At 67.5% G+C, this 23,552-nt stretch carries 22 protein-coding genes; 12 read left to right on the forward strand and 10 right to left on the reverse strand.

From position 1 onward, the window contains the following. Positions 1-164 precede the first annotated feature (164 nt). Genes C265_RS17050 through C265_RS17070 form a run of 5 tightly spaced genes read left to right on the forward strand, consistent with a single transcriptional unit; the run spans position 165 to position 5,343 of the window. Positions 165-1,118 carry a hypothetical protein gene (locus C265_RS17050; RefSeq protein ID WP_010812070.1) on the forward strand — a complete coding sequence of 318 codons (954 nt, stop codon included), beginning with the start codon at positions 165-167 and terminating at the stop codon, positions 1,116-1,118. Further along, positions 1,115-2,005, forward strand: a complete 891-nt coding sequence (locus tag C265_RS17055) for a ThiF family adenylyltransferase (RefSeq protein WP_010812071.1) — start codon at positions 1,115-1,117, stop codon at positions 2,003-2,005. Before C265_RS17050 ends, C265_RS17055 begins: the two co-directional genes overlap by 4 nt. Then, on the forward strand, positions 2,002-3,225 hold the full coding sequence (locus tag C265_RS17060; protein WP_011615364.1) for a hypothetical protein: 1,224 nt from the start codon (positions 2,002-2,004) through the stop codon (positions 3,223-3,225). The genes C265_RS17055 and C265_RS17060 overlap by 4 nt, the downstream gene beginning before the upstream one ends. Then, positions 3,222-4,331 carry a GNAT family N-acetyltransferase gene (locus tag C265_RS17065; RefSeq protein WP_010812073.1) on the forward strand — a complete coding sequence of 370 codons (1,110 nt, stop codon included), beginning with the start codon at positions 3,222-3,224 and terminating at the stop codon, positions 4,329-4,331. The genes C265_RS17060 and C265_RS17065 overlap by 4 nt, the downstream gene beginning before the upstream one ends. Positions 4,332-4,335: 4 nt before the next feature. Further along, a complete protein-coding gene (locus tag C265_RS17070; RefSeq protein WP_010812074.1) occupies positions 4,336-5,343 on the forward strand; it encodes a hypothetical protein in 1,008 nt (335 codons plus the stop codon). 6 nt (positions 5,344-5,349) lie between these two features. On the opposite strand, the gene C265_RS17075 is transcribed toward C265_RS17070, so the two are convergent. After that, complete coding sequence (locus C265_RS17075) at positions 5,350-6,978, reverse strand: hypothetical protein (RefSeq protein WP_246840221.1); 1,629 nt, start codon at positions 6,976-6,978, stop codon at positions 5,350-5,352. Between the two features lie 85 nt (positions 6,979-7,063). On the opposite strand from C265_RS17075, the gene C265_RS32240 reads away from it, so the two are divergent. After that, the gene (locus tag C265_RS32240; RefSeq protein WP_144062256.1) at positions 7,064-7,300 is read left to right on the forward strand and encodes a hypothetical protein; all 237 of its coding nucleotides are present in this window, start codon (positions 7,064-7,066) and stop codon (positions 7,298-7,300) included. Positions 7,301-7,384: 84 nt separating this feature from the next. Here C265_RS32240 and C265_RS17080 read toward each other — a convergent pair whose 3' ends face one another. The 7 genes from C265_RS17080 to C265_RS17110 form a co-directional block, all read right to left on the reverse strand. Further along, a complete protein-coding gene (locus C265_RS17080; RefSeq protein ID WP_037024597.1) occupies positions 7,385-8,212 on the reverse strand; it encodes a class I SAM-dependent methyltransferase in 828 nt (275 codons plus the stop codon). Between the two features lie 89 nt (positions 8,213-8,301). Continuing rightward, a complete protein-coding gene (locus tag C265_RS17085) occupies positions 8,302-8,646 on the reverse strand; it encodes a Na+/H+ antiporter subunit G (RefSeq protein ID WP_010812077.1) in 345 nt (114 codons plus the stop codon). A 10-nt stretch (positions 8,647-8,656) separates the two neighbouring features. After that, entirely contained in the window at positions 8,657-8,929 is a 273-nt protein-coding gene (locus C265_RS17090) for a K+/H+ antiporter subunit F (RefSeq protein ID WP_010812078.1), read from the reverse strand. Then, positions 8,914-9,417, reverse strand: a complete 504-nt coding sequence (locus C265_RS17095) for a Na+/H+ antiporter subunit E (RefSeq protein ID WP_010812079.1) — start codon at positions 9,415-9,417, stop codon at positions 8,914-8,916. Before C265_RS17095 ends, C265_RS17090 begins: the two co-directional genes overlap by 16 nt. Positions 9,418-9,420: 3 nt before the next feature. Then, positions 9,421-10,962 carry a monovalent cation/H+ antiporter subunit D gene (locus C265_RS17100; protein WP_010812080.1) on the reverse strand — a complete coding sequence of 514 codons (1,542 nt, stop codon included), beginning with the start codon at positions 10,960-10,962 and terminating at the stop codon, positions 9,421-9,423. Continuing rightward, entirely contained in the window at positions 10,959-11,327 is a 369-nt protein-coding gene (locus C265_RS17105) for a Na+/H+ antiporter subunit C (RefSeq protein ID WP_010812081.1), read from the reverse strand. The genes C265_RS17100 and C265_RS17105 overlap by 4 nt, the downstream gene beginning before the upstream one ends. Continuing rightward, positions 11,327-14,131 carry a monovalent cation/H+ antiporter subunit A gene (locus C265_RS17110; RefSeq protein WP_010812082.1) on the reverse strand — a complete coding sequence of 935 codons (2,805 nt, stop codon included), beginning with the start codon at positions 14,129-14,131 and terminating at the stop codon, positions 11,327-11,329. Before C265_RS17110 ends, C265_RS17105 begins: the two co-directional genes overlap by 1 nt. Positions 14,132-14,224: 93 nt before the next feature. On the opposite strand from C265_RS17110, the gene C265_RS33210 reads away from it, so the two are divergent. The 3 genes from C265_RS33210 (at position 14,225) to C265_RS17125 (ending at position 17,225) form a co-directional block, all read left to right on the forward strand. Beyond that, positions 14,225-14,617 (forward strand): EAL domain-containing protein, encoded by a 393-nt coding sequence (locus C265_RS33210; protein WP_081645133.1) that lies wholly within the window; start codon positions 14,225-14,227, stop codon positions 14,615-14,617. Positions 14,618-14,775: 158 nt separating this feature from the next. Further along, a complete protein-coding gene (locus tag C265_RS17120) occupies positions 14,776-16,203 on the forward strand; it encodes an amidase (RefSeq protein WP_010812084.1) in 1,428 nt (475 codons plus the stop codon). Positions 16,204-16,271: 68 nt separating this feature from the next. Then, complete coding sequence (locus C265_RS17125; protein ID WP_037024599.1) at positions 16,272-17,225, forward strand: tripartite tricarboxylate transporter substrate binding protein; 954 nt, start codon at positions 16,272-16,274, stop codon at positions 17,223-17,225. A gap of 15 nt (positions 17,226-17,240) precedes the next feature. On the opposite strand, the gene C265_RS17130 is transcribed toward C265_RS17125, so the two are convergent. Then, on the reverse strand, positions 17,241-19,400 hold the full coding sequence (locus tag C265_RS17130; protein WP_010812086.1) for a PQQ-dependent dehydrogenase, methanol/ethanol family: 2,160 nt from the start codon (positions 19,398-19,400) through the stop codon (positions 17,241-17,243). A 299-nt stretch (positions 19,401-19,699) separates the two neighbouring features. Here C265_RS17130 and C265_RS17135 point away from each other — a divergent pair, with 299 nt between their 5' ends. Further along, positions 19,700-20,497 carry a crotonase/enoyl-CoA hydratase family protein gene (locus C265_RS17135; protein ID WP_010812087.1) on the forward strand — a complete coding sequence of 266 codons (798 nt, stop codon included), beginning with the start codon at positions 19,700-19,702 and terminating at the stop codon, positions 20,495-20,497. Positions 20,498-20,529: 32 nt separating this feature from the next. Here the strand turns inward: C265_RS17135 and C265_RS17140 are convergent, their stop codons facing one another. Further along, positions 20,530-21,345 carry an IclR family transcriptional regulator gene (locus tag C265_RS17140; RefSeq protein ID WP_010812088.1) on the reverse strand — a complete coding sequence of 272 codons (816 nt, stop codon included), beginning with the start codon at positions 21,343-21,345 and terminating at the stop codon, positions 20,530-20,532. 216 nt (positions 21,346-21,561) lie between these two features. On the opposite strand from C265_RS17140, the gene C265_RS17145 reads away from it, so the two are divergent. Then, entirely contained in the window at positions 21,562-22,740 is a 1,179-nt protein-coding gene (locus C265_RS17145) for a thiolase family protein (protein ID WP_010812089.1), read from the forward strand. Positions 22,741-22,779: 39 nt separating this feature from the next. Next, positions 22,780-23,544: an SDR family NAD(P)-dependent oxidoreductase gene (locus C265_RS17150; protein WP_010812090.1), complete on the forward strand. Its 765-nt coding sequence runs from the start codon at positions 22,780-22,782 to the stop codon at positions 23,542-23,544. The last annotated feature ends 8 nt before the right edge of the window (positions 23,545-23,552 follow it).

A 23,552-nucleotide genomic window follows, 5' to 3' on the forward strand; every position in this document is an offset into this window, starting at 1 on the left:
GCACAACGCCGCTGATCCGCCCCTCGGAGTTCTAAAGGCGAACGCCCGCCCCCCCTGCGCTTGCTTTGTCCCGCCCGTGACACCGGGGACGTGCTGTTATATGCTCCAAGCCACACTTGCCTTTCAGGCCGGCGACACAAGAACAAGGCACCAGCCAAACCTGCATGTTCAAATTCATCGGGCATTTTCGACAACGGCTGCGCTACCTGGACCTGAGCCTGAAGGCCAGCCGGTCCGTCCGGATCCGGGTCGTCGAGCGGCCCGGCTTGTGGATGGATGCCCGGCAGCTCGAAGCCATGCTGGCCGAGATGCGCGGCATCGTGCAGCGGGGAATCGGCAAGGACCTCGATTACGGGGTGCTTTCCGGCGATCCTGAAAGGCTGCGGCGGGCCGTGATCACGCTGCTTTATGACCGGGACAGCGGCCAGCCGATTGCGTTCAATGCGCTGTCGGTCATGCCGATCGAGGTCAAGGCCCGCCCGGTCGAGGCGATTCACCTTGGGCTGGTGATGGTCGATCCGGGCTATCGCACGCAAGGACTGTCCTGGGTGCTGTACGGGCTGACCTGCATCCTGCTTTTCTTCCGCCGCGGCCTGCGCCCGATCTGGATCAGCAATGTGACCCAGGTGCCGGCCATTATCGGCAAGGTCGCCGAGGTCTTTGTCACGGCCTATCCCAATCCCTTTGAGCCGTCGCGGCGCAGCTTTGAACACCTGAGCGTGGCCCGCGAGATCATGAAATCGCATCGGCATGTCTTTGGCGTTGACGGGGCGGCGGGATTTGACGAGGCGCGGTTCGTGATTACCGATGCCTATACCGGCGGCTCGGACAATCTCAAGAAAACGTTCGAGCAGGCGCCGAAGCATCGGGACGAGCGCGCCAACGAACTCTGCCGGCGGGAACTCGATTACCAGCGCGGCGACGATTTCCTGCAGGTCGCCTGCCTGGACCTGGCCAGCGCGCGGAAATACCTGTTGCGGGAAGTGCCTCGGGACTCGTTGCCCGCCATCCTTTATCAGATTGCGTTCCTGGCTGTCGGTCGGATCGTCCTGCCATTGTTCCACTGGCTGAATCCGCGCGAGCCGCTGGGAGACCTGCGCGCTAGGAAGAGTCAATGATTCCACCGTTCTCCTACGAGGAATTCACGACCCGCAACATCGGTTTCGTGACCGACGCGGAACAGCAGCAATTGCGCAATGCACGGGTGCTGATCTGTGGCGTCGGCGGCATGGGCGGCGCCTGCCTGCAGGCGCTGGCACGGGTGGGCATTGGCGGCTTTGCGCTGGCGGACTTCGATGCGTTCGACGTGTCGAACCTGAACCGCCAGGTGTTTGCCAGCCTGGATACCGTTGGCGTGAACAAGGTCGAGGCCACCGTGGCGCAGATCCGGCGCATCAACCCGGAACTTGCCATCGAGACCTTCGGCGCCGAGTGGACCGACAGGCTCGACGACCTGCTGGGCCGCTACAAGATCGTGGTCAACGGCATGGATGACATGGCCGCGGGCCTCGCGCTCTATCGCAAGGCGCGGGAGCATGGTGCGACCGTCATCGACGCCTATACCGCTCCCCTGCCCTCCGTCACGGTTGTCCGTCCGCAAGATCCCAGGCCCGAGGAGCGTCTTTCCTATCCCACGGCCGGCATTGACTGGAAGTCCCTGACGCCGGAGCTCAGGCAGGAATGCCTGGGCAAGGAACTGGAATATGTGATGGTCAACTCGAGTTCGGTCCGGCATGTGGAGCTCGGCATCGCCAAGGACCTGCTGACCGGCAAGCGCAAGCGCATGTCGTTTGCGCCGATGGTGATCACCACCGGCAACCTGATGGCGTTCGAGGTGATCAAGCTGGTGCTCGGTCGGCGGCGGCTGGCCGGTGTGCGCGGCTACTTCTTCAATCCCTGGACCATGCGTGTCGAGACGCCGCGCAATGCGCTGACGGCATGGGCCGTGCGCGCGCTGGTACGGCGCTTCATGGCGAGGTTGATGCGAGATGAGGATTGCGCGTGATTGACGCCCTGGCAAGCGATGTCGCCGTTACCTGGCTCGGCGCGGTGGGCTGCGGGCTCTGCCTGCATTTCCTTTGGTCCCGGCGCGAGGCCGGGGCCGGCACGGGCCTGTTCCTGTTCGGGGTGCTGACGGCACTGCTGGCAGTCCGGGGCTTTTCCTGGCTGATTGGCGGCACGCTGCTGGCGCAACTGGTGTTTGCAGCGGCAACCCTGTTGCCCATTGCCATGACCCTGTTTGCCGAGCACCTGGTGCGGCGCCACCACCCGTTGTGGCTTAAGCTGCTGGCGCTGGGCGTGTCGGTGGTGTTCTTCGTCATCAATCTCTTTACCGATCTGTCGGGCAATACGCCGCTGCTGCTGATGTTCCTTGGCTGCTTCGCCGTGGTGACCGCAAGCAATGGCTGGTTCCTGCTGTGGCTGCGCGATGCCGAGCTGTCCGACAACGAGGCACGCCTGGCCCGGGCGGTAGTGGTGGTCGTGGCCCTGGCCGTCCCGCTCGCGGCCACCGACTTCCGCGAGGAGCTCGGCCATGTGCCGGTTCGCCTGGGGGCGCTCGGGGCGCTGGCATTCGTCTATGTGTTCCTGAACCTGTCGGAATCGCGGCGGGTCGTGCGCGGGCTGCTGGTGCATATCGCAGCCGCCCTGCTCTTCGCCGTCGTGCTGGCCAGCGTGATGGCGCTGGCTTCGCGCGGGCCCGGCCCGGGCTTTGCCGAGGCGGGCCTGCGCAGCATGCCGGTTGCCATTGCATGGGTGCTGCTGACGGCCATTTTTGTCCGCATTCGCGCCGTTTCGCTGGCCGGTGATGGCAACGCGTTCCTGCGCTGGCTGCTCCATGCCCGGCTGGATACGCCAGAGGGTTTCCTGCATTCGCTCAGGCGCCTGCCGCAAACCGCCGACCATGTGGTGCTCGGCAACACGGAGCTTGCTGATTACGCCCTCGACGCGCTGTTCGACCTGGCCGGAAAGCGGCGGGAGCCCGTGTCGATCGGCGACGCCAGGGCGTGGACCAGGATCCGGGAAGGCGATCGGGTCGAGGCCGCGGAACAGCTGGTAGACCTGCTCGAGCGCCATGAAATGACCCATGCCCTGTTGATCGCGCGCCAGCCCGCGCAGGTGGTGTTGCTGAACCTGCCGCAAGGCGCCAACGCGGCGATCGGCGAGCTGCGCGCGGCGGTGATCCTGCGGCTGGCGCGCCATCTCGGGCAGCGGGAGGCGGCATGACAACCGTGCTGCGTGAAGGCGATTTCGACGCGTTCTTCGAGGCGCCGTTTGCCTGCTATGGCCGCGATACGCATTTTGTCTCGCCGATGAAGGGGGATCTTGCGCGCGCGCTGGACCCGGCGAAGAACCCGCTGTTCCGGCAGTTTGCGCGCCGCACCTGGTTCACCGCCCATCGGGACGGGCGGATCGTGGGCCGTATCCTGGCCCATATCCACGATGCATCCAACCAGCAATACGCTCAGAAGCGCGGCTGCTTCGGCATGTTCGACTGCGTCGATGACGTGGAGGTCGCGCAAGCGCTGCTCGACGCGGCGGCGGCCTGGGTGAAGCGCAACGGCTGTGACGAACTGGCTGGCAGCTTCAACCTGACCATCACGCAGATGATCGGCATCGTCACCGAGGGCTTCGAGCATCCGCCATACACCTACCAGGAATACACGCCGCCGCATATTGCCAGGCTGCTCCGGGCATGCGGCTTCGAGCCGTTCTTTCCGATGCGCACGTTCGAGCTCGACGTGCGCAGCTACGATCCGCAGCAGTTGATCGGCAACAAGCAACGCGCGCTGCTGGATGATCCCGCCTGGCAATTCAAGCCGATCCGGCGGCGCGGCTTTGACCGGCGCCTGCTGGAGGCATGCGCTGTCCTGAACGATGGTTTCTCCGGCAACCCGATGTTCGTGCCGCTGACGGAGGAGGAATTCCTGTTTCCCTGCGCCGGCATGATGTGGATCATCGACGGGCGGCTGTCCTATACCGCTTATTTCAACGGGGAGCCGATCGGGGTGCTGCTGTGCGTGCCGGATCTCAACCCGTTTCTGCGCGCCACCGGCTTCCGCCTGAAGCTGTCCACGCTCTGGCATCTGATCAGGTTCCGCGCCAGCCGCAAGCGTGCGGCGATCATCTTCTTTTCCGTGCGCAGGGACTACCACAGCCGCGGCGTCAACGGCGTCATGCTGCACCATCTGCTCACGGCGATGCGCGGTGCCGGGTACTCGCACCTGGGCATCAGCTGGGTGTCGGATTCGAATGGCGCCAGCCAGAAGCAAATGGAGAAGATGGGCGCCAGGCCACTGCATCGGCTGCATCTCTTCAAAAAGGCCATCTAGCGACATGCTCACGCGCGATCAGCATCTCACCCTGCTTGCACAGGCTGGCCGCGCACCCAGCGCGCACAATATCCAGCCCGCGCGCTGGCGCTTTGCCGGCGACAAGGTTGAACTGCTTGAAGACCCTGCGCGATGGCTGTCCGTGGGCGACCCCACCGGGCGGGACAACCAGATCGCCCTGGGCATGGCCTGGGAAGGCATGGCCATGGCGTTGTCGACGCTCGGGTTGGGGCTCACGCAGCCCGTGGTCTCCGGCCTGCCCTACCCTCCCGCTGCCCAGGGTCTGCGCCCGGCCGCATCCGGCCTGATCACATCTGGCGCAAGCCCGGATCCCCTTGCCGCCTTCGTGGACGCGCGCCGCGCCTATCGAGGCAAGTTTCTCCGTGCGACCCCGGCGCAGATCAAGTCGTTGGGCGAATGCGCTGCGGCCCACGCGGAGTTCGTCACGCTGGCCAGCGAGAACAGCACGGCGCAAATCGCCAGATGGTATGACGACGCCGCGGCTGCGGGATTGAATGACCCGCGGTTTGCCGAGGAGCTTTACCAGTGGCTGCGCTTGTCACCGCACGATCCAGGCTGGCCGCGCGACGGGCTTTCGGCCGAATGCATGGCACTGTCGCGGTGGGAAGCCTGGGGCGCGTCAATTGCGCTGAGACCTCGTGTGCTCCGGCTGCTCTCGGCGCTTTCGCTGACCCGCCTGCTGATATCGGAAAGCGCAAAAGTGAAAAGCGCGGCGCGGATCGTCCTGATCCATGCCGCACCCGAGGTCACGAGCTTTGATATCGGGCGCCGCTGGTACCGGTTCTGGCTGGCCATGACTGCCAGGGGCTTTGCCGGCGTGCCGATGTCGGCGCTGGCCGATTCACCTGGCCATGCCGCCATGCTTGCCGAAAGCCAGCGCTTGCCGCGGGGGAATCGGCTCGTCAATGTGATGCGCTTCGGGCCGGTGCCGGACCGTGGCATTGCGCAAAGCGCCCGGCTCCCAGTCGCGGAACTGCTGCAGGATTCCTGACGGCAGCTAGAGCAATTTCAGGAATTCCAGCAGCGCATCCTTGTCGCTTTCGGCAAGGGTCGAGAATTCCTTCTCGTGGCCGCGGTTGTCGCGCCCCGCCGTCGCCGTGTCGTAGAGCACGGGTTTCGACCACGGCCGGTAGCTGGCCGGATAGGTCCAGGTACCGGCCGCATCGAGCCTGCCGGCGATGCCCAGCTTGCCGTAGTCCAGGGCATGGCCTCCGACCCAGAAGCGCCTGGGCCGCGCCTGCGGATGCATGAGATGCCAGAGCGTGGGCACGGAGCCGTTATGAAGGTATGGTGCCGTCGCCCACACGCCGGAGAGGATGGGCGCGACATAGCCACTGGTGTTTGCCGCGTCGATATGCCTGCCCAGCTCGGAGCGCGAGATGGCTTGCAGCAGGCCGGGATCGATTGCTTGCCAGCGCGTCGGGTCAGTCCCGATATCCGCCTGTGCCACCAGCCGGTTGGGGAAGCTGACAAGGCGCGGGCGCTCTGGGTCCTGGCTGTAGCTGCCATGGCACTGGGCGCAGTTGGCATCAAAGACGGCGCGGCCGCGCGCGGCGCGGGAGCGGTCAACCGGCCCCGGAAACGGCGGCGGGGTGTAGCCCGCCATGAACCGCATGACGTCTTCCACCTGCGGAATCGCACGGACGGCGCGATCCGGTGGCATGCCCATGGTCGGCACGGTGAAGAAGGCCACGATATGCGCCAGCCGCCCGGCATCGTTGGCGGCACCGGGTGCCACTGGCGCAAAGCGCGGCGCGCCCTTGCTGGTATAGACGCCGTCATAGAGCAGCGATGAGCGCAGGCTGCGGTAGCCCAGTTCCGGAATCGAGGTGGAACCACTGGCGGCCGTGCCCGCCGAGAGCAGATGAAACTGGAACTTGAGTGCCGCGACCCCATTGGTGCTGCCGGCCGCGCCGTTGCTGAACGGCAGCGGCTCGTCACCGCTGGCTTCGAGTTCCGCCACCCGTTTTACCAGCCGCGGCCAGACGAATTTCCGGATGGTATCCAGTTCCTCGTTGCTGGTTTCGGGGTAAAGCTGGTGGATGGCGGAGAGGAGCTTTTCCGGATCGGATTTCACCTGCTTCACCGCCTGATAGACCGCGGTGACGAAGGCATCGAGGTTGAGGGAGGTATTCGGCAGGCCCAGCCAGACATCGTTGGTGGGACGCCCGTCCATGTCGTAGGTGATGCCCGCATGGCACGATGCGCATCCCAGGTTGGACACTTCCAGGCGGATCTTCGGGAGATCCCGGCCGATCACTCCGCTGACCACGCCCAGGGGCTTGTCGAACCTGGGCTGTTGCTGGCGCGGCCAGTTGCGGATCGCATCGGGATAGATGAAGCCAAACTCGCGCAGGGCCCGGCGCAAGGCGTCCTGAGTGACCGGAACGTTGGGGCCGCCGGCCAGCAGCAGTGCGGTCGTTGCCAGCTTCCACGGTAGCGCATTGGTCTCAAGGGTATCGGTGCTCAGGCCGCCGAAGTCATCGAAGACAAAGCGCGCCGCCCCGAGGTCATCGGCACGATCCCCGGCCCGGAAGTCCCGCATGACCTCGGATTCGCCCTCAGCGTAGCCGCGCAGGAAATCGCATCCCGCCAGCAAACCTAACAGCAGACCGATCGCGAGCACGCGTACAAGGGGCATCGTAGTCATCGTCCGACAATGCGCGCCAGGGGAATCCGGACCGCGCCGCGCTGATGGTAGCCGACCATGCATGCTGCCTCAATCCAAGCGCTGCAGCCAGGCCACTGCCCAGGTGGCGCTGGTCGACAGCACCAATCCGATCGCGACTGGCACGGTGAAGCGCAGGCCGCCCGCCGCGGATGCCACGATCTTTCCCGGCGGCGGCCTGGCTGCGCTCGCGCTCCAGCCCGATCGCCAGGCCGATGCCCAGTGCCACCGATGCGGAAATGATCATAGAGTCCATGGCCACCGCCCAAGGATCCTGTAGTCGTCATGAGCCTGGCTACAGTATCGGCGCAAGCGGCGATTTGCGCACGCCCAGCGATGACCTGCGACAAACTGGCGGGCAGCTTTATCCGGCGGGCGCCGTTACCATCACCACGTGCGCCTGCATCGGACCGGCCAATGGCCCGTCGCCATAAGCCTCCAGGAGCGCGTGTTCGCAATGGTCGGTTGCCCGGCCGAGCGCATCCGGCCCGCGCCGCTCCAGGTCGGCGCGCAGCGGCGTGCCCTGGCAGAATGCCACCGCCGGGATGCGGGCGGCGCTGGCGCGGCTGGTTGCCGCGACGGTTTCAAAGACCGGGGAGGACTGGAATCCGCCAAGGCGCAGGTCCTGCTCGATCGCGGCCTGGCTGTGGTAGCCATGCGGTACGCGGGCCATGAACTCGGGCGGTGCGTCGGGAAACAGCGTGGCGAGTGCCCCGGTGACATCGCGGGCAAAGGCGTTGAATTCCAGCTGGTCCCAGACATTGAAGATCAGGGTGCCGCCCGGCACCAGCACGCGGCGGGCTTCGGCGAAGGCGCGGCCCTTTTCGGGGAAGAACATCACGCCAAACTGGCAGGCGACCATATCGAAGCTGGCATCGGCGAACGGCAGCGCCATGGCGTCGGCCTCGCGCCAGTGCACCGGGCGGCTCGTGCCGGCCTGCTCCGCCCGCGCCAGCATCGGCGCGTTGAGGTCGGTGGCAACGATCAGGGTATCGGCCGGCAGCCGCCCGGCGATTTCCCGGGTCAGCACGCCGGTGCCGGCGGCCAGTTCCAGCACCCGGCGCGGCTGCAGCGCGGCGATGCGAGCAGCCATGTCGGCAGCGTATGGCGCAAAGATCATCGGCACCATCAGGGCCTCATAGACTTCCGGAATCGCGCCCGCGAAGACTTTGTCCGAGTGTTGCAAGTCCATGAAACCCCCTGCCCTGGCGTGGAAGATGCCGGCATCGCCTGACTGGGTGTAGGACACATTGCGGCGAAAGTAAACCGTCGCGGCCATACCTAGTCGCGGATGCGCGGCATCCAGCCGCTGCCGCGCGTGCGCGGATCCACCGGCAGCTGGCGCTGCAGCGCGGCCTTGGCCAGCATGTGGGCACTGATCGGCGCGGTCAGGAACAGGAAGGCGGTCACCAGCAGTTCATGCAGGCTGGCATCGCCCCGGAAGCTGAAGTACGCCACCGAGGCCAGCACTACCCCGCCCACGCCCAGCGTGGTCGACTTGGTCGGCCCATGCAGCCGCATGAAGAAGTCCGGCAGCCGGAACAGCCCGACCGCCCCGACCAGCATGAACACGCTGCCCACCAGCAGCAGCGCGCACACGATGAATTCCGCAACAGGATGCAGCATCTGGCGTTCCCTAGTATTCGATGATGTCGCCGCGCTGCAGGTACTTGGACAGCGCCACGGTGCCGACGAAGCCCATCACCCCGATCAGCAGCGCGGCCTCGAAGAACAGCGCCGAATCCAGGCTGATGCCTAGCACCACGATCAGCGCGATGGCGTTGATATTCAGCGTGTCCAGTGCCACGATGCGGTCCGGCAGGCTGGGTCCGCGCAGCAGCCGCGCCAGGGTCAGCAGGAAGGCCAGGCCCAGGATCACCAGGCAGACCGGTATCACGATGGCAAGCATTGGAAGATCTCCTTGAGCGGGGTTTCATAGCGCGACTTGATGAGCTCGACCAGCGCGGCCTCTTCCTCCAGGTCCAGCACGTGCACGAGCAAGGCGCGGCGGTCGTCGCTCAGTTCTGCGCACAGCGTGCCGGGGCTGAGCGAGACGATGCTGATCAGCGCGGTGGTGGCAAGCTCGTGTTCGACATCGAGCGGCACCACGATAAAGGCGGGGCGCAGGCGCGCGGTGGGGCCCAGCACCATGATGGCCACTTCCACGTTGGCTTTCACGATATCGAACAGCACATGGATGCTGAGCCGCAGGATCAGGTCGGGCCGCGACAGGCGGAACGCGCCCAGCACCAGCCAGCGGTCGGCCAGCCGGCCGATGGCCCAGCCCAGCAGCGCCCCCAGCAACCAGTGCCCGGGGGCCAGGCTGTTGGTCAGCAACAGCCACATGATCATCAGGATCAGGCTCAGCCACGGATGGGGAAGCAGACGCTGCAGCATGGCTTACCCCGGCTGCCCGGGCAGCACTGCCCGGAGATAGGCGGCGCGGTCCAGCAACTGCGCCGCCGCGTCGGCCACATAGTCGCTGACCGGCCGCGCGCATGCCGTCAGCGCGATATTGCCCGCCAGCAGCAGTGCGCAGCAGGCCAGCTTGCGCGCATCGGGCCGCACGCGCACGCGTGCCGCGCCGGGATGGTCTTCGTCTAAGTACTCATTCCCTTCCGGCACGTGCTCGGCCTCATGCGGCAGCCGCCACAGCAGCCGCGTGCCGGTGCGGGACACGGCAACCAGCAGCAGCAGGCCCGACACCAGCACCGCGGACCACAGCGCCGGCACCCACGGCGGCGGGGTCGCGCGCAGCACCATGGCCTTGCCGAGGAAGCCCGACAGCGGCGGCAGCCCCACCGCTGCCACCACGCCCACCAGGTACAGCAGCCCGGCCAGCCGCGAGGCACTGACCGGGGCCCCGTCCTCGCGCCCAGGCTCCGGCTCCAGCGCGTCGGCCAGCAGGAACAGCGCGGCAGTGCACAGCGTGGTGCTGAGCAGGTAGAACATCGCCGCGGCCCAGCCGGCTTGCGTCTGCATCGATACGCAGGCGGCCAGCAACCCGACCGATGCCACCACCAGGTAGCTGGTCATCGCGCGCAGCGTGCCGGCGGCGACGGCGCCCAGCGCGCCGACCGCGAGCGTGATCAGCGCCAGCAAGAACACCCAGTCATGCAGGAACGGCCCCAGCAGCCCTTGCGGGCCGCCGAAGATCAGCGCATCGCAACGCAGCATCGCGTAGATGCCGACCTTGGTCATGATGGCAAACAGCGCCGCGACCGGGCCGGTGGCGCTGGCGTAGGCGCGCGGCAGCCAGAAATACAGCGGGAACAGCGCCGCCTTCAGCGCAAAGACCAGCATCAGCATGGCGCCGGCGGCCACCGCAAGCGGCAGGTCCTGGGCCGGCAAGCCGGCCAGGCGCAGGCCCAGGTGCGCCATGTTCAGCGTGCCCGACAGCCCGTACAGCACGCCAACCGCCACCAGGAAGAATGACGACGCCACCAGGTTCAGGATCACATAGTGCAGCCCGGCGCCGATGCGCGCCCGCCCTGCCCCATGCACCAGCAGGGCATAGGACGCGATCAGCAGGATCTCGAAGAAGACGAACAGGTTGAACAGGTCGCCCGCCAGGAAGGCGCCGTTCAGGCCCATCAGCTGGAACTGGAACAGCGCATGGAAATGCCGGCCCTGCCGGGCCGTGCCCTCTCCCGCCGCCGCCAGCGCGGCGACGGCCAGCACCACGGTCAGGGCCAGCATCATCGCACCGGTGCGGTCCAGCTGCAGCACGATGCCGAACGGGGCCGACCAGTTGCCCATCGCGTAGACCACGATCTCGCCGCCAGCCGCCTGGCGCAGCAGGTGCACCGCCACTGGCGCCAGCAACAGCGTGGCCACGGCGCAGACGATGCGCTGCGCGCGCAGCCGCTGAGCCGGCATCGCGGTCAGCAGCGCACCGGCAAACATGGGGATCAGGATGGGCAGCAGCACGGCGTGGTTCATGGCCGCGGCTCCTGCTTGCCGCCATCGGTGGCGTGCCCTTCGGGCCGGCCGGCGGCGTCGACATGATCGCTGCCGGTAAGCCCCAGCGAGCGCAGCGCCAGCACTACCGCGAACGCCGTCATGCCGAACGCGATCACGATGGCGGTCAGCACCAGCGCCTGGGGCAGCGGATCAGCATAGCTGGCGCCCGCCACGATCACCGGCGGCCGCCCGATCGACAGGCGCCCCATGCCCAGCAGGAACAGGCTGACCGCATACGACAGCAGCGTCAGCCCCAGCACCACGGTGAAGACGCGCTCGCGCAGCAGCAGGTAGATGCCGCCCGCGGCAAGGATGCCGATGGTGATGGCGTAGAGCGCGGCCATCAGGCGTCCTCCGCGGCCTGTGCCGGCGGCAGGTTGCGCACGCCCAGGTGCGATACGATCACCAGCGTGGTTCCCGTCACGGTGCAGAAGACTCCCAGGTCGAAGATCATCGCCGTGGCCAGTTCCACCTCGCCGATGCCCGGTATGTGGAAATGCCCGAAGGCGGTGGTCAGGAACGGATAGCCGAAGGCCAGGCTGCCCAGTCCGGTCAGACCCGCCAGCAGAATGCCGCCGCCGGCAATGGCGCGATAGTCCGGCGCAATGCGCGCTTCGGTCCAGCGCACGCCGCTGGCAACGTACTGCAGCAGCAGCGCCACCGATGTGATCAGCGCCGCGACAAAGCCGCCGCCCGGCAGGTTGTGCCCGCGCAGCAGGATAAAGACCGCCACCAGCAGCGTCAGCGGCAGCATCAGCCGCGCCAGCATGGCCAGCAGCAGCGGATGCGCCTGGCTGCTCCACGGCAGGCCATCGGGCGCTGCCGACGGCGTGTCCAGCCGCATGCCCTTGAGCAGCGCCTGCACCGCCAGCCCTGCAATCAGCAGCACGCAGATCTCGCCCATGGTGTCGAAGCCCCGGAAATCCACCAGCAGCACGTTGACCACGTTGTGCCCGCCGCCGCCGGGCACGGACTGGTCGATGTAGAAGGCAGACACCGGGTCATACGGCCGCGTCATCACGGCGTAAGCCGCCACTGCCAGCAAGGTGCCACCGCCGAACGCCAGCACCGCATCCCGCCCGCGGCGCGCAGCCCCGGCGCGCTCCGGCGTCTCGCGCGGCAGGTAGAACAGCGCCAGCACCAGCAGCAGGATCGTCACCACCTCAACCGAGATCTGCGTCAGCGCCAGGTCCGGCGCGGAGAACCGCAGGAACGCCATCGACACCATCAACCCGCAGCCGCCCAGCAGCACCAGCGCGAGCAGCCGCTGGCGGTGCGTCACCACCACGCCCACCGCGCACAGCCCGAGCAGCGCCAGCGTGGCAGCCCCGATCAGGTCGATGGCGCCCGCCGGCACGCTGCCGCCGAGCCATTCCAGGTCGGCCAGGAAGTATGCCGGCACGGCCAGCAGCGCCAGCAGCATCCAGGCGACATAGGTCTGCAGCGAGCCGTTCTCGAGCCAGCGCGTGACGGCAGCGGCAAAGCGTTCCAGCGCATGCATGCCACGCTCGAACGACTGGCGCGCGCTCAGGTGGTCGATTGCCTGCTGCAGGCGCCGCAGCGCGTCGCGGCGCAGGAAGAACAGCGCCGCGCCGCCGGCCATCGACACCAGGCTCATCAGCAGCGGCAAATTGACCCCGTGCCACAGGTTCAGGCTGTACTCTGGCAGGGGCGCGCGCAGCGTGGCAAGCGAAGCCGCCGCCAGCAGGTCGCCCACGGTATAGGCCGGCACCAGCCCGACCACCAGGCAGATCACCACCAGGAACTCCACCGGCACCTTCATGAAGCGCGGCGGCTCGTGCGGCGGGTAGTTGGGCACGTCGGGCTGCCGGGCGCCGAAGAACACGCCGTAGATAAAGCGCAGCGAATAGGCCATCGTCAGCGCCCCCGCCAGCGTCGCCGCGGTCGGGATCACCCAGTTGAAGTCGCCCAGCAGGCCCTGCGCCAGGGTCTCGCCGAAGAACATTTCCTTGCTGAGGAAGCCGTTGAACAACGGCACCCCCGCCATCGACAGCGATGCCACGATGGCCAGCACTGCGGTGTGCGGCATGTAGCGCGCCAGCCCGTGCAGGCGGTCGAGGTCGCGCGTGCCGGTCTCATGGTCGATGATGCCGGCCGCCATGAACAGCGACGCCTTGAACACGGCGTGGTTGATGATATGGAAGATGGCCGCCACCGTGCTGAGCTGGGTATCGAGCCCGAACAGCAGCGTGATCAGGCCCAGGTGGCTGATGGTGGAATAAGCCAGCAGCCCTTTCAGGTCCCGCTGCAGCAGCGCCAGGCCGGCGCCCACGATGAGCGTGGCCAGCCCGGTCATGCTGACCAGGTAGAACCAGCTGTTGGTGCCGTCCAGCACCGGATAGAGCCGCGCCAGCAGGAACACGCCGGCCTTGACCATGGTGGCCGAGTGCAGGTAGGCCGAGACCGGCGTGGGCGCGGCCATGGCATGCGGCAGCCAGAAGCTGAACGGGAACTGCGCTGACTTGGTGAAGACTGCCAGCAGGACCAGCACCAGCATCGGCAGGTAGAGCGGGTGGTGCTGCACCTTGCCGGCCTGCGCCAGCACCACGGACAGCTCGAAGCTGCCGCAGATATGGCCCAGCAGCAGCACCCCGGCCAGCAGCGCCAGCCCGCCGCCGCCCGTGACCGCCAGCGCCATGCGCGCGCCCTGGCGCGCATCGGTGCGCCATGACCAGAAGCCGATCAGGAGGAACGACAGGATGCTGGTCAGCTCCCAGAACACCACCAGCAGCAGCAGGTTGCCTGCCAGCACCACGCCCAGCATGGCCGCCATGAACAGCAGCAGCAGGCAGAAGAAGCGCACCGCGGATTCATTGCGCGCGAGGTAGTAGCGCGCGTACAGGATCACCAGCAGGCCCACGCCGAGCACCAGCAGCGCAAACAGGTACGACAGGCCGTCCAGCCGCAGCGACAGGTCCAGCCCGAGCTGCGGCAGCCACGCCACGCGCCAGCCCAGCGCATGCCCCGGCTGCTCGAAGACCGCGCCGCGCAGGCTCAGCAGCAGCACCAGCGCGGCCAGCGGCAAGCCGATGATGACAGGCGCCAGCATGCGCGCGGCGCGCATGCCGATCAACCACGTCAGCGCCGCGGCCAGCAGAGGCAGCGCGATCAGCAGCACCAGCGCCATGCGCCCCCCTAGCCGTTGCCCGGGATCACGGCCGGCGTGTGCCGGGCGGCAAGCCGGGCCGATGGTGTGGGTCTTGCAAATGGGGCGGTGGTCATGGGCCAGGTCCTCTGTGCGGGCAGTCGTTCCCCCTACTTTCCGGATTCTGCCGGCATTGCGCAAGTCATGCGTGCCTTATTGCGCGGCGCACGAAAAAATTCATCGCCTTGCAAAAGGAATCTGAATACGCGCGGCGACGGCGCGTGCTGCGCAGCAGCGCCGCCGCGTAGTACCATCGGCCGCGAGGCGGCTTCCAGCTCGGTGGCGCCGCACATCATCGCCATGGCGGAGGCGCTGGGATTCGAGGTCGTGGCCGAGGGCATCGAGCATGAAGAGCAGGCGCGCTTCCTGCGAGAGCGCGGCGCGCAGTTCGGCCAGGGGTGGCTGTTTTCACGCGCCTTGCCGGCAGACGGCCTGCAGGCCTACCTGTCATCGCCGGCGCGCCCCTGAACGGCAACGCGTAGCTGGCCGAACGCTTCCTCGCCGACGGCACTTGGCGGCGATAGTCCCCGCGTGCGCGGGCCGGTTGTAAGATGCCAGCGTATCGCCATCACGCCTGCGCGCGCCGATACCGGCACGCGCGGCCATCTTCAGGAGACGCCCGTCCAATGAGCGAAGCGCTTTGTCTTGCCAGCGCCGCCGAACTGCAGCAGCGCATCCGGCGCAAGGAAATCTCGCCGGTGGAACTGACCGCTGCGGTGCTGGCGCGCGCCGAGCGGCTGCAGCCGGTGCTGAACTGCTTTATCACGCTGTGCGCGGACGAGGCCATGGCCGCGGCGCGCGCGGCGGAAGCGGAAGTGATGTCCGGCCGGCCGCTGCCTCCGCTGCACGGCATTCCGTTTACCGCCAAGGACATCGTCAACACGCGCGGCGTGCGCACGACCTTTGGCGCCGTGCCGATGCGCGACAACGTGCCGGCCGAAGACGCCGTGGCGGTGGCGCGGTTGCGCGCGCAGGGCGCGATCCTGGTCGGCAAGACCACCACGCCGGAATTCGGCTCCAAAAGCCTGACCGATTCGCCGCTGTTCGGGCGCACCCGCAATGCCTGGCACGCCGAGCGCACCAGTGGCGGCTCCAGCGGCGGCGCCGCGGTGGCAGTGGCCAGCGGCATCGCGCCGCTGGCGGTGGCGACCGATGGCGGCGGCTCCACGCGCATTCCTGCCGCCTGCAATGGCGTGGTGGGCATCAAGCAGAGCCAGGGGTTGATTCCGCACAGCCAGGCGCAGGACCTGTTCGGCAACCAGACCTACGTGACGCCGACCACGCGCACGGTGGCCGACACCGGCCTGATGCTGCAGGCCATGGCCGGCGAGCATGCGTGCGACCCGTGGTCGATCGGCGTGCCCGCCGCCGACTACGTGGCCGCAGCGCAGCCGCAGGGCGACCTGCGTGGCCGGCGCATCCTGTATTGCCTGGCGCCGCCGGGCCGTCCGGTGTCGGCGGACGTGGCGCGCGCGTTCGAGGCCAGCCTGGACAAGCTGCGCGCACTGGGCGCCGAACTGGAGCCGTTCGGCGGCGAGGGGTTCGACGTCGAGCCCGTCTGGCGTGCCATCAACCACACCGTATGGCGCACGCGCTTTGCGCCGATCGTGGCCCAGCACCGCGAGGCGCTGAGCCCGACCTTCGTGCGCCAGGTGGAATCCGCCGCCGCATTCACCGCAGTGGAATACCAGCAGGCGATGTTCGAGCGCTCGCAACTGTTCCTGCGCGTGCAGGCGCTGCTGGGACGCGCCGACCTGCTCGCCATGCCCACCATCACACGCACCGCGCTGCCGCTGGAGCAAGACCTGTTCGGCCAGATCGAAATCGACGGCCAGGACTATCCCGATGTGCGCGCGAACTGGTTCCCGTGGACCATGCCGTTCAATATGACTGGGCATCCGGCCATCAGCCTGCCCTGCGGCTTTGGTGGCGACGGGCTGCCGATCGGGCTGCAGCTGGTCGGGCAGTTCCGCGGCGACGCGCAGCTGCTGCGTGTGGCGGCCTTGTATGAATCGGTCCATGACCTCACGGGCCAGTGGCCCACCCTGCCCTGACACTCTCTCAACATCGTTCCCTGACTGCCATGACTGATCAAGTCCGATTGACGCGCCGGCTGCTGGCCATGACCGCCGTCGCTGCCGCCACCTTCACCATGACCGCTCCGGCTAGCGCGGCCGATGCCGAGCCGATGCATATCATCGTCGGCTACGCCCCCGGCGGCGCCGCCGACAGCCTTGCCCGCCTGTATGCCGAGCAGCTGCGCCAGGACGGCCACGGCACGGTGGTGGTCGAAAACCGCCCCGGCGCGTCGGCGCGCCTGGCGCTCGACTACGTGAAGCGCGCCAGGCCCGATGGCAAGACCGTGTTCATCGGCCCCTCGCCCCTGTTCACGATCTTTCCGCTGACCTACAAGAAGCTGTCTTACGACGCCGACAAGGACCTGGTGCCCGCAGCGGTACTGACCGATGTGCCGACCGCGGTCGCGACCGGCGTGCAGCAGCCTTACCAGAACATGAAGGAATACGTGAGCTGGGCCAGGCGCAACCCGGGCGGCGCCAGCCTGGGCCTGGCCACCATCGGCAGCGCCGGCCACCTCGGCACGGTGGCGCTGGGCAAGGCCGAAGGCATCGCCATCACGCCCGCGGCGTATCGCGGCGCATCGCCGATGCTGGTGGATGTGGTCAGCGGCAATGTGTCGATCGGCTGGGATGCCGTGGCCAGCATGATGCCGCTGTACAAGGGCGGCAAGCTGCGCTTCCTTGGCGTGAGCGGCACGCGCCGCGCCAAGGCGCTGCCCGAAGTGCCCACCATGAAGGAACAGGGCTTCAGCCAGTACGACCACGCCACCAGCTGGTACGGCGTGTTCGTCCCGGCAGGCACCCAGCCTGACGTGGTGGCGCAAGTGGAAAAGATGTTCCTCGCGGCCTCGGCCAACGCCGCCACCGCGGCCAAGCTGGAAGCGCTGGGCCTGGAAGTGGTGGCGCGCCCCGGCCACGAAGGCCGCCGCCGCATCCAGCTGGAACGCGCCGCCTGGAAGCCGATCGTGGAGGCGACCGGCTTCCAGGCCGAGGACTGAGGCCCGGCCCTGCCCTCAGGGCTTGGGCCGCACCGCGTCAGCGGTCCCCTGGATGAAGGCCTTGATCTTCTCGACATCGTCCGGCGTCAGCTTGCCGGTGAAGTCAGGCATGCCGCGCGCCATCGCCGGCCCCTTGAAGACCACCTTGTCCAGGTTCTCGATATAGGCGGCATCGATATAGCCCAGGTTGGGGATATTGCCGCCGCGGTCCACGCCGGGAACGCCGTGGCACAGGACGCAGTTGCTGACGTACAGGCCGGTGCCCGCCTTGACCTGCGCCGGGTCATATTTCACGCCCTGCAGCAGCTTGGCGGTGCGGTACTCGGCAAAGGCCGGCAGCGGTACCTTGCCACCGAGGGCGAAGGTGTAGACCGTGCCCGGCCCCTGCCGGTTGGTGGCGCGCTGGGCCTGCCCGTAGACCCCGCCCCAACCCACTGCCACCGACACATACTGCTTGCCGTTCAACTCGAAGCTGACCGGCGCCGCCACCACGCCGGTGCCGGTGGGCGACTCCCACAGCTTGTCGCCGCTGCGCGCGTCATAGGCGACAAAGCGGCCGTCGGCGGTGCCCTGGAACACCAGGTTGCCGGCCGTGGTCAGCGTGCCGCCGTTCCACGGCGACACATGTTCCTGCGTCCACGCGGCCTTCTGCTGCACCGGGTCCCACGCAATCAGCCGGCCGAAGGGCTTGCCCTTGGGCGGCTCGGCGTTCAGGAATTTGGCGGTGTTCCAGCCCACGTTGCCATGCGGCGTGCCGGGTTTGCCTTCATTGAAGTTCCAGGCCTTGTCGTCCATCAGGTTGATCGGCACGTTCTGCGCCGGCAGGTAGACCAGCCCGGTCTGCGGGTTGAACGACATCGGATGCCAGTTGTGCGCGCCGTACGGACCGGGGACCGAGTCATAAGGCTTGTCGGTGGCGCGCGCCTCGGGCCGCTCGATGGGGCGGCCATTGGCGTCATAGCCGGTGGCCCAGTTCACGTCGACAAAGTTCTTTGCCGAGATGAACTTGCCGTTGGTGCGGTCGATGACGAAGAAGAAGCCGTTCTTGGGCGCGTGCAGGATGACCTTGCGCATCTGGCCATCGAGCTTCAGGTCGGCCAGGATCATCGGCTGGGTCGAGGTGTAGTCCCAGTTGTCGCCCGGGGTCTCCTGGTAGTGCCAGACGTATTTGCCGGTGTCGGGATCGAGCGCGACGATCGATGCCAGGTAGAGGTTGTCGCCGCCGGCCGGGCTGCGCTTGCTGCGCGACCATGGCGCGCCGTTGCCGGTGCCCACGTACATCAGGTTCAGCTCGGGGTCGAAGGCCAGCGTGTCCCAGGCCGTGCCGCCGCCGCCCGCCTCCCAGTATTTGCCGCTGGGGTCCCAGGTCTTGGCCGCCGCAGCCATCGACTCATCCTCGAACGGCTTGGAGGGGTCGCCCGGCACCGTGAACCAGCGCCACTTCTGCTCGCCGGTGCCGGCGTCATAGGCGGTGATGTAGCCGCGCACGCCATATTCGGCGCCGCCGTTGCCGATGATGACCTTGCCCTTGAACACGCGCGGCGCGCCGGTGATGGTGTACGAGTACTTGCGGTCGATGATGGTGTCTTTCTCCCACAGCTTGCGGCCGCTGGCGGCATCCAGCGCGATCAGCCGGCCATCGTAGGCGGCCACGAACACCTTGCCCTGGTACAGCGCCACGCCGCGGTTGACCACGTCGCAGCAGCCGCGATAGCCGAGCGAGCGGTCCACCTTGGGATCGAAGGTCCAGAGCCGCTTGCCGGTGCGCGCATCGACCGCATGCACCACGCTCCATGACGCGGTGACGTACATCACGCCGTCCACCACCAGCGGGGTTGCCTCCACGCCGCGGGTCGACTCCAGGTTGTAGGTCCACACCAGCCCCAGGTCGCGCACGTTGGCGGCATCGATCTGCCTGAGCCGGCTGAAGCGGGTCTCGGCATAGTCCAGGCCGTGGCTGGGCCAGTCGCGGGCGGTGCTGGCGTTGGCACTGATAAAGGCGCCGTCAACCTTGGCGGCCGCATTGCGCGGCGCCGCGGCGCCGGCGGGCAAGACCTGCATCACCAGCGCCAGGGCCGCTGCCAGGAAGCCTGTGGCGCTTCTCATGGTGCGGTGGGGGTGCATTGCAACATCGGGGGCAACGGGGTCCGTCGCCTGCGTCAACGCATGGCTCATATCGTCTCCTGTAGGGCATTCTTGTTGGAATTCGGGACTGCAGGATTACGGAACTGCGCGATGCCGGGCGGTGGCCGGGGCCTATAGATAATCGGTGAGCGATTCGATTATGGGTACAGGGATTACCCGCAGAAAGTCGCGCCGCCGGCGCAAGATGGCTGGCGTCCCGGGCCTGCCCAGCGATATGTGCAGGATATTGCTGATAAAGAAATGAATATTGGACGGTGCGGGCGCCGGTGGCTTAGCCTTGGCGCCAAGGCAGGCAACCAGCCCGCATCGCCGCATCCGGAGACACCACCATGAGCAACTTCCTTCTCTACGAGCAGCAGGACCATATCGTCACCCTGACGATGAACGAGCCCGAGCGCCGCAACCCGCTGACCGGCAATACCGCCGTGGCGGAGTTCCTGGCCGCGATCGACCGCATCCACGGCGACCGCAGCGTGCGCGCGGTGGTCATTACCGGCGCGGGCACGGCGTTCTCGTCTGGCGGCAATATCAAGGACATGGAACGCCAGGCCTCCGGCGCAGTGCCGGGCATGGAAATCCGCCAGGACTACCGCTGCGGCATCCAGCGGCTGCCGCTGGCGCTGTTCAACCTGGAAGTGCCGGTCATCGCCGCGGTCAATGGCGCGGCCATGGGCGCGGGGCTGGACCTGGCGTGCATGTGCGACATCCGCATTGCCTCGGAGCGGGCGCAGTTTGCCGAGTCCTTCGTCAAGCTCGGCATCATCCCCGGCGACGGCGGCGCGTGGCTGCTGCCGCGCGTGATCGGCCTGTCGCGGGCGGCGGAGATGACCTTCACCGGCCAGCCGATCGATGCCAGGCTGGCGCTGGAATGGAACCTGGTGTCGCGCGTGGTCGCGCCCGAGGCGCTGCTGCCCACGGCCTATGAACTGGCCGGCCGCATCGCCGCCAACCCGCCGCACGCGGTGCGCCTGGCCAAGCGCCTGATGCGCGAGGCCATGCATACCCGCCTGGATACGCTGCTGGAACTGTCCGCCGGCTTCCAGGCGCTGTCGCACCAGACCGCCGACCACCGTGAGGCAGTGCAGGCGTTCCTGGACAAGCGCACGCCGGTGTTCACCGGCAACTGACCAGCTGAGCGTCAGGCGGACTGCTGTGCCGCTCAGCCTGCCACGCCCAGCGCTCCCTCTACATTGCGCACCAGGCTCACCAGGCGCGGGCCGATGTCTTCCTCCATCTGCTTGCTCTGCTGGCTGAATACCGGCACCGAGGCGGCAAAGATCCACGCCTCGCCGTCGCGGCGGGTGCGCATCGGCACGGCAACCGATTCGACCTCGCGGTGCAGGTCGCGGTGGCCGCGGCAGAAGCCGTGGTCTTGCAGGTCGCGGGCGGCATCGGCCAGGCGTTCCTGCAGCCAGTCGGCGCGCTGGGGATCGGCGGCGCGGAGCTGGGCGAGATACGCCTCGCGCTCGGCCTCGGTCAACAGCATCAGGTAGCCGCGTCCGGAACCCGTGCGCGAGACCGACACGCGCGTGCCGACCTCGGGCCGGAACACATGACTGCCCACGCCCTGGGCGATTTCGACGTAGGTCAGCGCATTGCCGCTGCCGACGATCAGCTCGACCTGTCCGGCAATATGGTCGGCCAGCTCCTGCATGGCCGGCCGCGCCAGCTGGCGGATCGTCATGCGTGCCAGCGCGGGCGCGGCCAGGTTGATCAGCCCGACCCCGGGAACGTAGCGCGACAAGCGTTCCGAATAGTGCAGCAGGCCCAGCTCGCACAAGGTGTCGAGCAGCCGGAACAGGGTCGGCTTGGCCAGGCCGGTGCGTTCCATCAGTTCGCGGCTGCTGAGCTCCTGCACTGTCGGCGAAAAGCAGTTGAGGATCGAAATGCCCCGCGCCAGCGCGCTGACAAGGCGCGCCTCGCCGTCGGCATCGGCGGGCGGCGGGGTCAGGGATGCGTGTGGTGCATTCGTCATGTTATTGCGTTGATTCAAGGTTTTTTGATACGTGCGTCTCAAAACCCGGATGTTGCCCTTCGTCTTTTCCAAAGTCAAACTGGGGTTTTTGAGTTTACAGGGCGATTTGCCGGGGCCAGAATTCCAATTCATCGTATTGGACGATCACATTTCGGTACAGACGTCTCAATATCCCAGCCACGACTCGCAACGTTCAGCCTTTTCAGGAGACACCGCATGCAACAAGCCGTCATCGTCGACGCCATCCGCAGCCCGATGGGCCGCTCCAAGCCAGGCTCGGCCTTTACCGAACTCCATGCCACCGAGTTGCTGGCCCAGGTCATCAAGGGCCTGGTCGAGCGCAACAAGCTGGACCCGGGTTTGGTCGACGACGTCATCACCGGCTGCGTGACCCAGGCGGGCGAGCAGTCCGCCGGCCCGGGCCGGGTGGCGTGGCTGGCGGCAGGCTTTCCTGACCACGTGCCGGCCACCACCATCGACCGCAAGTGCGGCTCCAGCCAGCAGGCGGTGCATTTCGCCGCGCAGGGCATCATGGCCGGCGCCTATGACATCGTCATCGCCTGCGGCATCGAGTCGATGAGCCGCGTGCCGATGGGCTCGGCCCGCATTGGCCAGAACCCGTACGGCCCGTCGATGGAAGCGCGCTATGCGCCGGGTTTGGTGTCACAGGGTGTTGCGGCCGAGCTGGTGGCCGCCAAGTACGAACTGTCGCGCCACGACATGGACAGCTATTCGGCCCGCTCGCACGAGCTGGCCGCCACCGCGCGCGAAAGCGGTGCCTTCCGCCGCGAGATCCTGGGCATCAGCACGCCCAACGGGCTGGTCGAGCAGGATGAAACCATCCGCCCGGGCACCTCGGTGGAGAAGCTGGGCACGCTGCAGGCCTCGTTCCGCAATGACGAACTCAGCGCGCGCTTCCCGCAGATCGGCTGGAACGTGACCGCGGGCAATGCCTCGCAGATCAGTGACGGCGCCTCCGCCATGCTGCTGATGAGCGAATCCATGGCGCAGCGCCTGGGCCTGAAGCCGCGCGCTCGCTTCGTTGCGTTCGACGTGTGCGGCGACGATCCGGTCATGATGCTGACCGCCCCGATCCCCGCCAGCCAGCGCGCGATCAAGAAGAGCGGCCTGAAGCTGGACCAGATCGACCACTACGAGATCAACGAAGCCTTTGCCTGCGTGCCGCTGGCCTGGCAGCGCGCGCTCGGCGCCGACCCGGCACGCCTGAACCCGCGCGGCGGCGCCATTGCGCTGGGCCATCCGCTGGGCGCCTCCGGCGTGCGGCTGATGACCACCATGCTGCATGCACTGGAAGACAGCGGCCAGCGCTATGGCCTGCAGTCGATGTGCGAGGCCGGCGGCATGGCCAACGCCACCATCATCGAGCGCCTGTAAGCCGCGCCTGAACCAGACATCCAGTCAAGGAGACACAGCATGAAACTGACCAATATGTCCGCCGTCGTGACCGGCGGCGCTTCCGGCCTGGGCCTGGCCTGCGTGCGGCGCCTGGTGGAACGCGGCGTCGACGTCGTGATCGCCGACCTGTCGGAAGAGCGCGGCAATGCCGCGGTCGACGAGTTCAGCGGCAAGGTCCGCTTCCTCAAGGCCGACGTGACCGACACCGACCAGATGAACGCCGTCTACGACGCCGCCGAAGCCATTGCCCCGCTGCGCGCGCTGATCCATTGCGCCGGCCTGGGCGGCCCGGTGCGCGTGGTCGAGAAGGACGGCTCGCCGGGTTCGCTGGAAAAGTACGAGTCGATCGTGCGCATCAACCTGATCGGCACCTTCAACGCGCTGCGCCTGGGGGCCGCGCGCATGGCCAAGAACGAACTGATCGACGGCGAGCGCGGCGCGTGCGTGCTGACCGCGTCGGTGGCCGCCTACGAAGGCCAGATCGGCCAGATTCCCTATGCCTCGGCCAAGGCCGGCATCGTCGGCATGACCCTGGTGGCCGCGCGCGACCTGGCACAGCGCGCGATCCGCGTCTGCACCATCGCCCCGGGACTGTTCGACACCCCGCTGCTGGCCAAGCTGCCGGAGAACGTGCGCGCCTCGCTCGGCGCCATGGTGCCGCACCCGCCCCGCCTGGGCGCACCGGATGAATACGCGTCCACCGCGCTGCACATCCTGGAGAACCCCATGCTCAACGGCGAAACCATCCGCCTGGACGGCGCCATCCGCATGGCACCGCGCTGAGCCGCGCG

Source organism: Cupriavidus sp. GA3-3, from assembly GCF_000389805.1.
Lineage (GTDB): Bacteria > Pseudomonadota > Gammaproteobacteria > Burkholderiales > Burkholderiaceae > Cupriavidus > Cupriavidus necator_D.

What these genes read in the sequence shown, in the direction of transcription:
- C265_RS17125 (WP_037024599.1), top strand. Translation starts at nt 16,272, where the DNA reads ATGACCGCCGTCGCTGCCGCCACCTTCACCATGACCGCTCCGGCTAGC.
- C265_RS17135 (WP_010812087.1), top strand. Translation starts at nt 19,700, where the DNA reads ATGAGCAACTTCCTTCTCTACGAGCAGCAGGACCATATCGTCACCCTG.
- C265_RS17055 (WP_010812071.1), top strand. Translation starts at nt 1,115, where the DNA reads ATGATTCCACCGTTCTCCTACGAGGAATTCACGACCCGCAACATCGGT.
- C265_RS17100 (WP_010812080.1), bottom strand. Translation starts at nt 10,962, where the DNA reads ATGAACCACGCCGTGCTGCTGCCCATCCTGATCCCCATGTTTGCCGGT.
- C265_RS32240 (WP_144062256.1), top strand. Translation starts at nt 7,064, where the DNA reads ATGCTGCCTCAATCCAAGCGCTGCAGCCAGGCCACTGCCCAGGTGGCG.
- C265_RS17120 (WP_010812084.1), top strand. Translation starts at nt 14,776, where the DNA reads ATGAGCGAAGCGCTTTGTCTTGCCAGCGCCGCCGAACTGCAGCAGCGC.
- C265_RS17150 (WP_010812090.1), top strand. Translation starts at nt 22,780, where the DNA reads ATGAAACTGACCAATATGTCCGCCGTCGTGACCGGCGGCGCTTCCGGC.
- C265_RS17140 (WP_010812088.1), bottom strand. Translation starts at nt 21,345, where the DNA reads ATGACGAATGCACCACACGCATCCCTGACCCCGCCGCCCGCCGATGCC.
- C265_RS17090 (WP_010812078.1), bottom strand. Translation starts at nt 8,929, where the DNA reads ATGCTTGCCATCGTGATACCGGTCTGCCTGGTGATCCTGGGCCTGGCC.
- C265_RS17065 (WP_010812073.1), top strand. Translation starts at nt 3,222, where the DNA reads ATGACAACCGTGCTGCGTGAAGGCGATTTCGACGCGTTCTTCGAGGCG.
- C265_RS17085 (WP_010812077.1), bottom strand. Translation starts at nt 8,646, where the DNA reads ATGCTGCATCCTGTTGCGGAATTCATCGTGTGCGCGCTGCTGCTGGTG.
- C265_RS17145 (WP_010812089.1), top strand. Translation starts at nt 21,562, where the DNA reads ATGCAACAAGCCGTCATCGTCGACGCCATCCGCAGCCCGATGGGCCGC.
- C265_RS17130 (WP_010812086.1), bottom strand. Translation starts at nt 19,400, where the DNA reads ATGAGCCATGCGTTGACGCAGGCGACGGACCCCGTTGCCCCCGATGTT.
- C265_RS17070 (WP_010812074.1), top strand. Translation starts at nt 4,336, where the DNA reads ATGCTCACGCGCGATCAGCATCTCACCCTGCTTGCACAGGCTGGCCGC.
- C265_RS17105 (WP_010812081.1), bottom strand. Translation starts at nt 11,327, where the DNA reads ATGGCCGCGCTCTACGCCATCACCATCGGCATCCTTGCCGCGGGCGGC.
- C265_RS17110 (WP_010812082.1), bottom strand. Translation starts at nt 14,131, where the DNA reads ATGGCGCTGGTGCTGCTGATCGCGCTGCCTCTGCTGGCCGCGGCGCTG.
- C265_RS17095 (WP_010812079.1), bottom strand. Translation starts at nt 9,417, where the DNA reads ATGCTGCAGCGTCTGCTTCCCCATCCGTGGCTGAGCCTGATCCTGATG.
- C265_RS17050 (WP_010812070.1), top strand. Translation starts at nt 165, where the DNA reads ATGTTCAAATTCATCGGGCATTTTCGACAACGGCTGCGCTACCTGGAC.
- C265_RS33210 (WP_081645133.1), top strand. Translation starts at nt 14,225, where the DNA reads ATGGGCCAGGTCCTCTGTGCGGGCAGTCGTTCCCCCTACTTTCCGGAT.
- C265_RS17080 (WP_037024597.1), bottom strand. Translation starts at nt 8,212, where the DNA reads ATGGACTTGCAACACTCGGACAAAGTCTTCGCGGGCGCGATTCCGGAA.